General features: G+C 72.9%; 11 protein-coding genes. 7 read left to right on the forward strand and 4 right to left on the reverse strand.

Going from position 1 to position 11,929, the window contains the following annotated elements; all coding sequences use genetic code 11:
• Positions 1-112: 112 nt before the first annotated feature.
• From ACFV3I_RS06610 to ACFV3I_RS06635, 6 genes are all read left to right on the forward strand, one after another.
• A complete protein-coding gene (locus ACFV3I_RS06610; protein ID WP_136028479.1) occupies positions 113-1,984 on the forward strand; it encodes an FAD-dependent monooxygenase in 1,872 nt (623 codons plus the stop codon).
• Between the two features lie 82 nt (positions 1,985-2,066).
• Positions 2,067-3,065 (forward strand): ABC transporter ATP-binding protein, encoded by a 999-nt coding sequence (locus ACFV3I_RS06615; protein WP_378822586.1) that lies wholly within the window; start codon positions 2,067-2,069, stop codon positions 3,063-3,065.
• 2 nt (positions 3,066-3,067) lie between these two features.
• The gene (locus tag ACFV3I_RS06620) at positions 3,068-3,823 is read left to right on the forward strand and encodes an ABC transporter permease (protein ID WP_378822587.1); all 756 of its coding nucleotides are present in this window, start codon (positions 3,068-3,070) and stop codon (positions 3,821-3,823) included.
• Between the two features lie 29 nt (positions 3,824-3,852).
• Positions 3,853-5,049: a sensor histidine kinase gene (locus ACFV3I_RS06625; protein WP_378822588.1), complete on the forward strand. Its 1,197-nt coding sequence runs from the start codon at positions 3,853-3,855 to the stop codon at positions 5,047-5,049.
• Complete coding sequence (locus ACFV3I_RS06630) at positions 5,043-5,678, forward strand: response regulator transcription factor (RefSeq protein ID WP_136028503.1); 636 nt, start codon at positions 5,043-5,045, stop codon at positions 5,676-5,678. The genes ACFV3I_RS06625 and ACFV3I_RS06630 overlap by 7 nt, the downstream gene beginning before the upstream one ends.
• A 91-nt stretch (positions 5,679-5,769) precedes the next feature.
• Positions 5,770-6,150 carry a VOC family protein gene (locus tag ACFV3I_RS06635; protein ID WP_136045970.1) on the forward strand — a complete coding sequence of 127 codons (381 nt, stop codon included), beginning with the start codon at positions 5,770-5,772 and terminating at the stop codon, positions 6,148-6,150.
• A 121-nt stretch (positions 6,151-6,271) separates the two neighbouring features.
• On the opposite strand, the gene ACFV3I_RS06640 is transcribed toward ACFV3I_RS06635, so the two are convergent.
• Together ACFV3I_RS06640 and ACFV3I_RS06645 are read right to left on the reverse strand one after the other, a co-directional pair.
• On the reverse strand, positions 6,272-7,120 hold the full coding sequence (locus ACFV3I_RS06640) for a PhzF family phenazine biosynthesis protein (protein ID WP_247981371.1): 849 nt from the start codon (positions 7,118-7,120) through the stop codon (positions 6,272-6,274).
• Positions 7,121-7,145: 25 nt separating this feature from the next.
• Entirely contained in the window at positions 7,146-8,870 is a 1,725-nt protein-coding gene (locus ACFV3I_RS06645) for a thiamine pyrophosphate-binding protein (RefSeq protein WP_378822589.1), read from the reverse strand.
• A gap of 165 nt (positions 8,871-9,035) precedes the next feature.
• Here ACFV3I_RS06645 and ACFV3I_RS06650 point away from each other — a divergent pair, with 165 nt between their 5' ends.
• On the forward strand, positions 9,036-9,545 hold the full coding sequence (locus tag ACFV3I_RS06650; protein ID WP_136035815.1) for a phosphoribosyltransferase: 510 nt from the start codon (positions 9,036-9,038) through the stop codon (positions 9,543-9,545).
• A 1-nt stretch (position 9,546) separates the two neighbouring features.
• Here the strand turns inward: ACFV3I_RS06650 and ACFV3I_RS06655 are convergent, their stop codons facing one another.
• Positions 9,547-11,070, reverse strand: a complete 1,524-nt coding sequence (locus ACFV3I_RS06655; protein WP_378822591.1) for an ATP-dependent DNA ligase — start codon at positions 11,068-11,070, stop codon at positions 9,547-9,549.
• Between the two features lie 75 nt (positions 11,071-11,145).
• Complete coding sequence (locus ACFV3I_RS06660) at positions 11,146-11,916, reverse strand: enoyl-CoA hydratase/isomerase family protein (RefSeq protein WP_378822592.1); 771 nt, start codon at positions 11,914-11,916, stop codon at positions 11,146-11,148.
• Positions 11,917-11,929 lie beyond the last annotated feature (13 nt).

Below are 11,929 nucleotides of genomic sequence, written 5' to 3' on the forward strand. Positions count from 1 at the left end.
GTGTTCAATAGTAGAACGGTGTGTTCGAATATAGAACACGCTCGTCTCGGACGCAAGACCCCAGCACCCGACAGCGACACCCGACAGCGACGTCCGGAAGGAATCGACGACGATGCAGTTCCACCACCACGGCTACGTGTCCGGAGACCCCCGCGTGCAGGACGCCGCGGGGATCGGCACCGACCGCCCCGCCGACCTCCCCGACGAGATCGACGTGCTCATCGTCGGGTCCGGCCCCGCCGGCATGCTCCTCGCGGCACAGATGTCGCAGTACCCCGACGTCTCCACGCGCCTCATCGAGAAGCGCGAGGGGCGACTCGTGCTCGGCCAGGCCGACGGCATCCAGCCGCGCAGCGTCGAGACCTTCCAGGCGTTCGGGTTCGCCGAGCGCATCATCGCCGAGGCCTACAACATCGGCTGGATGAACTTCTGGGGTCCCGACCCCGAGCACCGCGATCGCATCGTGCGCACCTCCCGCACCGCCGACTACGCCTATGACATCTGCGAGTTCCCGCACCTGATCGTCAACCAGGCGCGCGTGCTCGACTACTTCGCCGAGGCCGCGGCGAACGGGCCTGGCCGCATCACGCCCGACTACGGCGTGGAGTTCACGGGGCTCACCGTGCACGACGAGGGCGAGTACCCCGTCGAGGTCGGGATCCGCTACGTCGCGGGCGACCGCGCCGGCGAGGAGCGCACGATCCGCGCGAAGTACGTCGCCGGCTGCGACGGCGCCCGCAGCGGTGTGCGCCAGGCGATCGGCCGCACGCACGTCGGCGCCAGCGCCGCCCACGCCTGGGGCGTCATGGACGTGCTGGTCAACACCGACTTCCCGGACTGGCGCACCAAGTGCGCCATCAACTCGGCCGCGGGCAACATCCTCCACATCCCGCGCGAGGGCGGCTACCTCAGCCGGATGTACATCGATCTGGGAGAGGTCGCCGCCGACGACGACCACCGCGTGCGCCAGACGCCCATCGAGGAGATCATCCGCAGGGCGAACGAGATCCTGCACCCCTACACGCTCGACGTGCGCGAGGTCGCCTGGCACAGCGTCTACGAGGTCGGGCACCGCGTGACCGACGGCTTCGACGACGTGGACGAGGGCGAGTCGCGGACCCCGCACGTGTTCCTCACCGGCGACGCCTGCCATACGCACAGCGCCAAGGCCGGCCAGGGCATGAACGTCTCGATGCAGGACGGCTTCAACCTCGGCTGGAAGCTCGGCTCCGTGCTCACCGGCCGCGCGCCCGAGTCCCTGCTCGCCACGTACGGCGCCGAGCGGCGGCCGGTCGCGCAGCAGCTGATCGACTTCGACCGCGAGTGGTCGAGCCTCATGGCGCGCAAGCCCGAGGAGATCTCCGACCCGAACGACCTGGCCACGTACTACCTCGCGACGGCCGAGTTCCCCTCCGGGTTCATGACGCAGTACACAGGCTCCATGATCACGGGCACCGATGCGCACCAGGAGCTCGCGGTCGGGTATCCGCTGGGCAAGCGCTTCAAGTCCGCCGAGGTCGTGCGGGTCGGGGACGGCAACGTCGTGCACCTCGGACACCACGCGAAGGCCGACGGCCGGTGGCGCGTCTACGCCTTCGGCGACCGGACGGGCGAGGCGCTCACGGCCTGGGCCGAGGCCGCGGCACCCGTGTTCGCGCGGTTCACCCCGGCCGACGGCGACGAGGACGCGGTGTTCGACGTGAAGGCCGTGTACCCGCAGCCGTTCGAGGAGGTCGAGGTGACCTCGGCCCCCGCGCTGTTCCAGCCGAAGACGGGTCCCCTCGGGCTCACCGACTGGGAGAAGGTGTACGCCGCCGGTCCCAGCAAGTGGTGCGCGACGGACATCTTCGAGGCGCGCGAGTTGTCCCGCGACGGCGTCGTGGTCGTGGTGCGCCCCGACCAGTACGTGGCCGCGATCTTCCCGCTCGACGGGGTGGCGGAGCTCGAGGGCTTCCTGGAGGGCGCCTTCCTCCCCGCGCGCTGAGGTCCGCCGCATGACACGTGTCATGTCGAGGAGATGACACCGGGCTCCGGCGCCGCGGCCGGGCGGACGCGAGGCTGGAGGCATGAACGACACCTCTGCGGGCGCGATGGCGATGCGGGTCGCCCCTCGCCCGGCACCCGGACCCGACACCGAACCCGCGGCCGCTCGCGCGGACGCCCCGATCGTGCTGGAGCTGCGCGACGTGCGCCGACACTACGGCTCGGGCGACCGCCGCGTGCAGGCCGTCGACGGCGTTGACCTGTCGATCCGCCGCGGAGAGGTCGTCGCACTGCTCGGGCCCAACGGCGCGGGCAAGACCACGACGCTCGACATGCTGCTCGGCCTCACGGCCCCGAGCAGCGGGACGGTGCAGGTCCTCGGCATGACCCCGGAGCGGGCGACCGCGAGCGGAGCGATCGGCGCGGTGCTGCAGACCGGCGGGCTGCTGGGCGACCTCACCGTCGGCGAGACCGTGCGCCTCATCGCCTCGCTGCACGGCGGAGAGGCGATCGCGCGGGTGGGCGACGTGATGGCCAGGGCCGACCTCACGCGCCTCGCGCGCCGCCGGGTCGCGAAGTGCTCGGGGGGAGAGCAGCAACGCGTGAAGTTCGCCCTCGCGATGGTGTCCGACCCGGACATCCTCGTGCTGGACGAGCCGACCGCAGGGATGGACGTCACCGCGCGCCGGCACTTCTGGGACGTGATGCGTGCCGACGCGGACGCCGGGCGCACGATCGTGTTCGCCACGCACTACCTGGAGGAGGCGGAGCAGTTCGCCCGCCGCACCGTCGTGATGCACCGGGGCACCGTCGTCGCCGACGCCCCCACCGCCCTGCTGCGCGCGAGCCTGGGGGAGCGCACGGTCGCCGCGACCGTCGCGCCGGGGACCGCGGAGGCGCTCCTCGCCGCGGTGGCCGCCGCCGAGGGCGTGACCGGGGTGCGCCGGGACGGGGACCGCCTCAGCCTGCGCGCGACCGACTCCGACGCGGCCGCCCGGATCCTGCTCGACGGCGGTGCGCACGACCTGGAGATCGCCGCGCCCACGCTCGAGACCGCCTTCACCGCTCTCACGGAGGACTGACCATGCTCGTCTCACCCACCATGCTGCGCATCGAAGGCGTCCGCCAGCTGCGCAACCCGTACACCCTCGCGTTCACCCTGGCGATGCCCGTCGCGATGTATCTGCTCTTCGGGGCGGGCATGGGCTACGGCACCCTGTCCGCGGGGAACGGCAACGTCTCCTTCTACGTCATGACGTCGATGGCCGCCTACGGCACGGCGGTCGCGATGAGCTCGCTCACGTCTCTCGCCGCCACCGAGGCCAAGCAGGGGTGGGGGCGCCAGCTGGCGATGACCCCGCTCACCACGGCGGGGTACGCGCTCACGAAGCTGCTGACCGCGGTGTCGTTCGCGGCTCTGGCCCTCGTGGCCGTGTTCGTCGCCGGCATGCTCACCGGCGCGGAGGTCGAGGACGGGTGGCGCTGGGCCGCGACCGCCGGCATCATCCTCGGCATCGGCCTCATGTACGGGCTGTTCGGTCTCGGTGTCGGCCTGTTCTTCAGCTCCGACTCGGCCGCCGCCCTCGCGTCCATCTCGATGACGTTCTTCGCGTTCTTCGGCAACGTGTTCATGCCGCTCGACGGGCTGATGCTCGACATCGCCCGCTTCACACCGCTGTACGGCTTCGTCGCGCTGAGCCGCTGGCCGCTCACCGAGGGCGTGCTGACGACCGGGCAGACCGACCCGCTGTGGATGCTCTTCCTCAACGTGGCCGTGTGGCTCGCGGTGTTCGCGGTGCTGGTCGCGATGGGCATGCGGCGCTCGCGGGCTCGGCAGTGACCCGCGCCGGCCGACAGTAGGTTGGACGGATGACGCAGCGCACGCAGCGGGAGCGCTCCGGCAGCTCTCGAGCCTCCCGCGACGCCGTCCGGTCCGACGCGGCCGGAGCTCCGGTCGCGTCGCCGCCTCCCGGCGCCGCGGACGGCTCCGGGAAGGAGCCGTGGGCACGGTTCGGATGGCTGATGGCCGTCATCTGGCTGGTGTTCCTGGTGTACCCGGTGATCGCCCTGCTGCACTCGACCGCACCGCTCGGGTGGGTCGTCACCGGCTGGGTGGCGCTCGTCGCCTTCATCGTCCTGTACGTCACGGGGTTCCTGCACGGCATGCGTGGCGGCGGAGGGCTCGGGCGGCCCCCGACGCCGCGCCAGTGGATCACCTTCGCGCTGCTCATCGCGTGCGCACTCGTGACCGTGCCGGCGGTCGGCGGTTCGGCGCTGAGCTTCCTTCCGTTCATCATGTCGTTCGCGTCGTACGGCCTCACCCGGCTGTGGCACTGGATCGCGACCGTGGCGGCGGTCGTGGTCGCGGCGGGGTGCGTGCTGCTCATCCCCGGCAACCTGACGTACGCGTCGGTCCTGGCGATCGTGGCGCTGCTCGGGGTCGTCAACACGGTGTCGACCTGGCTGATCCTGCGCTCTGCCGAGGCGGAGCGCCTCGGACTGGAGCTGGCGACGAGCGAGGGGCGCGAGGCGGTCGCACGCGACGTGCACGACCTCATCGGCCACTCGCTGACCGTCGTCGGCCTCAAGGCCCAGCTCGCGCGACGCCTGATGGACACGGACCCCGTGCGGGCGCGGGCCGAGCTCGCCGACATCGAGCGCCTGACCGCGGAAGCCATCGCGGGCGTGCGGCAGACCGTCTCGGGGGCGCGTGCGACCACGCTGATCGAGCAGCTCGCCGCGACGGGGGACTCCCTGCGCGCGGCCGACATCCGGCTCGAGACCACGGGCGGGCCCGAGGCGCTCTCGCCCGCGCAGGCCATCACCGCGAGCTGGATCCTGCGCGAGGCGACCACGAACGTCCTGCGTCACGCGCGGGCCGACACGGTTCGGGTGCTGTTCGCGCCGGGGCGGGTGGTCGTGGAGGACGACGGCATCGGCTGCGCCTCCCGCGCCGTCGACGGCAACGGCGTCCGCGGGATGCGCGAGCGCGCCGCGGCCGCGGGAGCGTCGTTCTCGATCGGACCCGCGGGGGCGTCGGGCACGCGGGTGGAGGTGACGTGGTGAACGCGGACACGGGAGCGGGCGACAGCATCCGGCTGCTGATCGCGGACGATCAGGCTCTCGTGCGCGGCGCGCTCGCGGCCCTTCTCGACCTGGAGGCCGACCTGACCGTGAGCGGCATGGCGTCGGACGGAGCGGAGGCGGTGCGGCTGGCGGCCGAGGTGCGTCCCGACGTGTGCCTGATGGACATCCAGATGCCGGGCGTGGACGGGGTCGAGGCGACGCGGCGGATTCGTGAGGTCAGCCCGGGCACGCGGGTGCTCGTGGTGACCACGTTCGCCAGGCCCGGGTACCTGCGGTCGGCCCTCGACGCGGGCGCGAGCGGCTTCATCGTGAAGGACACTCCCGCGGAGGATCTCGCCGAGGCCGTGCGCCGCGTGCACTCCGGGCTGCGGGTGCTCGACCCCGCGCTCGCCGAGGAGAGCCTTTTCGACGGGGCGAATCCCCTCAGCGACAGGGAGCGACAGGTGCTGCGGCTCGCCGCGGACGGCCGATCCGCCGCCGCCATCGCCGCGGAGGTCTTCCTGTCGGCGGGCACGGTGCGCAACCATCTGTCGGCTGCGATCGGCAAGACCGGTGCGGTCAACCGGGCGCAGGCGGTGCGCATCGCCTCGGACAAGGGCTGGATCTGACGCGGACCCTGCCGCGGCGGTGGCGGGTGTCGGTGCCCCGGCGTACCGTGAGCCGCGACGGGCGAGGGAGCCCGGACAGGAGGAGTGCGTGATGGAGTGGAAGATCGAGCTCATCTTCGTGCCCGTGTCGGACGTCGACCGGTCGAAGGAGTTCTACGAGAGGGTCGGCTTCCACGCCGACTGGGACCACACGCCGACGGAGGGGCTGCGGTTCGTGCAGATGACGCCGCCCGGGTCGGCCTGTTCGATCGCGTTCGGCACGGGCCTCGGGGTCGCGCTGGAGCCCGGGCAGCAGAACTCGATCCAGGTGGTCGTGCCGGATGCCGACGAGGCGCTGGCTCATCTGCGCGGCCTCGGCGTCGAGGCGCGCGGGGTGCAGGAGCTCGACTGGGGGCGGTTCGTGTCGTTCGACGACCCCGACGGCAACACCTGGACCCTGCAGGAGCTCCCGGACTACAGCGCGCAGGGCTGAGGGGCACGCGCGTCTCGGCGCGTGCACGGGATCGCGTCGGGGGCACGGGACGCCCGCGCGGCCGACCCGTGCCCTCGACAGCACGTTGAACGCTCGAAGCGCGCCGGGCGGGGAGAGGGCGTCACCCGATCCGCACCGCGCCGCCGGAGACGAGGATGCCGCCCGTCGCGGGCACGGCGACGCGCAGTTCGCTGGGGCGTCCGACATGGGCGCCCTGGCGGATGCGCACGCTGTCGCCGGGGAAGCCCTGGGCGCGCAGGTACGCGCCGACCGAGGCCGCCGCGGAACCCGTCGCCGGATCTTCCGTGATGCGCCCGACCGGGAACAGGTTGCGGGCCTCGATGTCGGCCGGATCCTCGGCGTGCAGCACGGTCACCGTGCCGAGCCAGCCCTGCTCGCGCATGAGGGCGGCGACCGCGGCCGGGGCGAAGCGGAACTGGTGGAACAGCTCACGGTCGGCGACGAAGACGATCGGGTGCCAGTTGCCCGCGAACGCCTCCCGCACGGGGAAGCGGGGGTCGACGTCGTCCGCGGTCATCCCGAGCAGCCCGAGCAGCCGGTCGCGCACCGCCGGGTCGAGGTCGCGCACCTGCGGCTCGACGCTCGTGAACGACACCGTCACCTGCCCGTCCGCGTCGGCGAACGACTCCATCGTCACGGCACCGGCGGCCGTCTCGAACACCACCGTGCCCGGGCCGTCGCGCTCCGCCAGTGCCACCGCCGTCGCCACCGTCGCGTGACCGCAGAAGGGGACCTCCGCGGCCGGCGACCAGTACCGCACCCGCAGCCGTGCCCCGTCATCGGAGGCGCCGGTCACGAACGCGGTTTCGGAGTACCCGACGTCGGCCGCGATCCGCTGCATCTCCGCATCGTCGAGGCCTCCGGCGTCGAGCACCACCCCCGCGGGGTTGCCGCCGTCCGGCGTCGCCGCGAACGCGCTGAAGCGGAGGATCTCGGGGGCATCCGTCATGGGGCGAGCCTAGCGGCGGGCCCTGTCAGGAGTTCACGCGGATGATCTCCTGCTGATACGGGGCGATCACGTCGCCGGAGATGCGCAGGTCGACGACGAGGAAGCGGCGCGTCGCCGGATCCTCGGCGGTCCACGCGGCGAGCCGGTCGAGGTCGGCCAGCGTGCGCACCACCAGCCCCTCCGCCCCGACCGCGGCACCGAACGCCGCGAAGTCGACCTCGGGGATGCGCATCGGCGCCTCGGCGAGTCCCTTCAGGCCGTAGAGGTTGACCTCGGCGCCGTAGGCCGCGTCGTTCCACACGACCGCCAGCCCGCGCCCACCCGCCGCGCGGACGGCCGACTCCAGGTCGGCGATCGCCATCAGCCCGCCGCCGTCGCCCGAGGTCAGCACGATCGTGGAGTCCCGGCGGGCCAGGGCGGCGCCCACCACGCTCGGCCAGCCCTGACCGATCGACTGGAACGCCGTGCCGACCATCATCATGCGGTCGGGCGCCGCGACAGGCCAGTACATGTTCGCCCAGCCGATGAAGTGCCCGCCGTCCGACACCACCACGCGGTCCTCCGGCAGCAGCTCGGCGATGCGACGCGCGGCCGAGCGGGGGTCGAGGCGTCCGTCGGGCGCGAGCTCGTCACCGGCGTCGTACGTGCGCGCGGCTGCGACATCGACGCTCTCGCGCCACGGACGGGCCGGCGTCGCGTGCTCCACCGCGGAGCCGGTGCCGGAGTGCCGGCTCTCGTCGCCGAGGTCGTCCCCGGCGGTCGGGGGAGTGGCGCCGGTGAGCCGTGTCACGAGCGCCTCGGCGGCGAGCCGCGCGTCGGCCCGCACGAACCCGCCGACGTGGGCGTGCGTCGCGGCCGGGGCGACGTCGATCTGGAACACCCGCGTGCCCGGGGCGAACAGCTCGCCGAACCGCATCGTGAACTGGTTGAGCGAGGCACCGAAAACCACGGCGACGTCGGCCGTGCGCACGAGCTGCATGGCCCCGTCGGCACCGAACCCGCCCGTCACGCCCAGGTCGTACCGCGACTCGGGGAAGACGCCGCGACCGAGGGCGGACGAGGCGGTGAGCGCACCGGTCAGGGCGGCCAGCTCGCCCAGGGCGGCGCCCGCTCCGGCGAGCCACGCGCCGCGGCCGGCGAGGAGGAACGGACGCTCGGCGCCGCGCAGCGCCTCCGCGATCTCGTCGAGCATGCCCTCCGCGAACTCGCCACGGGGCGCGAGGGGAGCGGGCAGCCGGGGCGCGGGCACCGTCGGGACCTCCCCGGCCTCCAGCGCCGCCACGTCGTAGGGGATCGCGAGCACGACCGGCACGCGGTACGTCAGTGCGTGCTCCACCGCGATGACCGTGGTCGCCGCGGCGTCCGCGCGGCCGACGGTGTAGGTGCGGGCGCCGACGGCCGAGGCGAGCGCGATCTGATCCACGTCCCACGGGCGGGGGCCCGACGTGGGCTCGTCGCCCACCACGAGCACGAGCGGGACGTGCGCCTGCACGGCCTCGGCCAGCGCCGTGATGGTGTTCGTGAAGCCCGCGCCATAGGTCGAGGTGCCGGCGGCGATGCGCCCGGAGGCGCGGAAGTGCGCGTCCGCGGCGACCACGGCGCCCTGCTCGTGCCGCACGGCCGTGAAGACGGCGTCGGTGTGCTTCTCGATCGCGTCGAGGAAGTAGGCGTTGCCGTTGCCCATCACCCCGAAGACGGCATCGACGTGCTGGGCGAGGGTGAGGGCGACGTGCGCGGAGACCGTGGGCATGGGGGTGCCTTTCGAGAGACAGGGACGGAGGGACTGCGGGATCCGTATGTGTCTCGCCTCCGCGACATCGCGAAGCGCTTCGTGCCTCTTTTTCAGGCACCGGCCGGGCCGGACCAGCCCAGTCTAGCGGCGGCTCCTGCCTCGCGGATGCGCGAGAATGGATCGATGACGGATGCGGCGATCGAGCGCGAGACGCTCACCTGGGACGGCTTCGGCGCGGCGACGCGCGACCTGGCGCGGAGCATCCTCGCCAGCGGCTTCGAGCCGGAGGTGGTCGTCGCGATCGCCCGCGGGGGACTGCTCCCCGCCGGTGCCATCGCCTACGGCCTCGGCGCGAAGAACTGCGGCGCGATCAACGTCGAGTTCTACACCGGCATCGGCACGGTGCTCGACGCCCCCGAGGTGCTGCCGCCCGAGCTCGACATGGCGTACCTCGACGGTCGCCGCGTGCTGCTCGTGGACGATGTGGCCGACTCCGGCCGCACCCTCGCCCTCGCGGTGCAGCTGCTGAAGGACAAGGGCGCCGACGTGCGGTCGGTGACGATCTACACCAAGCCGTCCACGATCATCCAGCCCGACTACGCCTGGAAGGACACCGATCTGTGGATCAACTTCCCGTGGTCGTTCCAGGGCACCGTGCGCGAGGAGGACGAGGGCCTCGCGCCCTCCGCCTGACTCAGCCGCGCAGCAGCGCCCGCAGCGTCTGGATCGTGTCGGCCTCGGCCGGGGTCTTGTCGTCGCGGTAGCGCTTGACCCTGGCGAACCGCAGCGCCAGTCCCCCCGGGTAGCGCGGCGACCGTTGCACGCCGTCGATCGCGATCTCCACCACCAGCTCCGGTCGCAGGAACACGGTCGAGGCGGTGCGATGCGACTCGTGCGCCGGGAACTCCTCGGTCTGCCACTCCAGCAGCGCATCGGTCAGGCCCTTGAACGTCTTGCCCACCATCACGAACGAGCCGGGGTCGCCGAACTCGCCCTCCGGATCGCGGGCGCCGAGGTGCAGGTTCGACAGCCACCCGCGGCGACGGCCGGAGCCCCATTCGGCCCCGAGCACGACCAGGTCGTACGTGAGGACGGGCTTGACCTTGACCCAGGACTTGCCGCGGCGGCCGGCGGCGTAGGGGGCGTCGACGGCCTTGACCACCACGCCCTCGTGTCCGGCCGCGAGGGCCTCGCGCGACAGCTGCTCGGCGGCCTCGGGGTCGTCCGTCACGATCCCGGGCATGCGCCAGTCGCCCGCGACGGCCGCGAGTACCTCCTGGCGCACGGACAGCGGCTCGTCGAGCAGGTCGCGGCCGTCGAGGTGCAGCACGTCGAAGAACCACGGTCGCAGGGCGAGTTCGCGCGCGGCGTCGGCCCCGAACCGCGACATGGTCTCCTGGAACGGTCGCGGCCCGCCGTCTTCGTCGAGCGACAGCGTCTCGCCGTCGAGGATCACGTCGTGTGCGGGCAGCGCCCGCACTATCTCGACGATCTCCGGCAGGCGGTGCGTGACATCGGCGAGGCTGCGGGTGTAGATGCCCACGTCGTCGCCGTGCCGGTGCACCTGGATGCGGGCGCCGTCGAGCTTGTACTCCACGGAGGCGCGGCCCGTGATCTCGAGCGCGGCGGTGGGCGTGGCCGCGGTCGCCGCCAGCATGGGCAGCACCGGGCGGCCCACCCGGAGCCCGACCTCCTCCAGCGCGCCCTCGTCTCCGGTCAGCGCCAGACGGGCGGTCTCGCCGAGGTCGCCCGAGAGCATCGCCGCGCGTCGCACGAGGGCGATGGGCTGATCGGACGCCCGGGCGATCGCGTCGAGCAGCACGCCGCCGAGCGCCCCCGTGCGCAGCTCGCCCAGCATGGCCCTGGCGAGGAAGTCCCACTCCGCGGCGGTGGACCGCGTGGCCAGGGCGCGCAGGAGGTCGCTGCGGACCCCGGCGGATCCGGCGCCCGACGCCGTGGACAGCTCCTCGAACGCGTGGTCGACCTCGGCGATCGTGAGACTCGACTCCGCGGCGTGCGCGATGTCGAGTGACGACAGCCCGCGCCAGCCCACCCCCAGTCGCCCCTGCCGCGGGGAGGCGAGCAGGAGACCCACGAGCGCGGGCACGACGGCCTCGTCCGCACCGCGCAGCAGCTCGGCGATCGCGTCGATCTTGGCGAGGCGCGACGAGGTGGACGCGACCTTCTCGGTCGTGGTGACGAGCTCGGAGAGCAGCATCCCCGCATCATGCCACCGGCCGCGGACACCGCGGAAGGAGCTTGACACCGCCCGCCCCGGGGCGGGGTCGCTCGTTCAGCGCCCGCGGAACTTCGGCCTGCGCTTCTCCTGGAACGCGGCGAAGCCCTCGCGGTAGTCGTCGGTGTCGCACAGGGCGGCCTGCGCCGCGTTCTCGATGCCGACCGCGTCCCACAGCGTCAGCCTCTCGTCGCGGATCCGCGCCACGAGCTCCTTGCTCGCCAGGAACGCTGCCGTCGCGCCCCGGGCAGCAGCGGCGGCGGCCTCCGCGGTCGCCGACACCACCTCGTCGTCGGGGAACACGCGGGAGAACAGGCCCGACTGCACGGCCTCGGTTCCGCTCATCAGGCGCCCGGTATAGATGAGGTCGAGCGTCTTGTGCGCGCCGAGCCGGTCGAGGAACAGCGCGTGACCACCGGAGTCGAGCGTGGCCCCCAGGGCCGCGAACGGGGAGCCGATCTTCGCGGACTCGGCCACGTACACCACGTCGGTCGCGATCAGCAGTCCGAGTCCGACGCCCAGACAGGCCCCGTGCGCGACCGCGAACGTCGGTGCGGGGAACCGCGCCATGCGCTGCAGCAGCGGGGTCACCGCGCCGCCGAGGTAGCCGAGCACGTCGTCGTCGCGCGGGTCGACCGCCGAGATGTCGCGACCGGCGCAGAACGCCCTGCCCTCGCCGCGCAGGACGAGCGCCCGTACCCCGGCGTCCTCCGCCGCGTCGTAGGCGGCGTCGAGCTCGTCGAGCGCGGTATCGTCGAGGGCGTTGAGCTTCGCGGGCGCGTTCAGGACGACCGTGGCGACGTCGTCGGCGATGGTGAGGTCGATCATGGGGCCCTCCGGA

Origin of the sequence: Microbacterium sp. NPDC059771, assembly GCF_042732495.1 — a bacterium.
In the GTDB taxonomy this organism is placed as follows: Bacteria; Actinomycetota; Actinomycetes; order Actinomycetales; family Microbacteriaceae; genus Microbacterium; species Microbacterium sufflavum.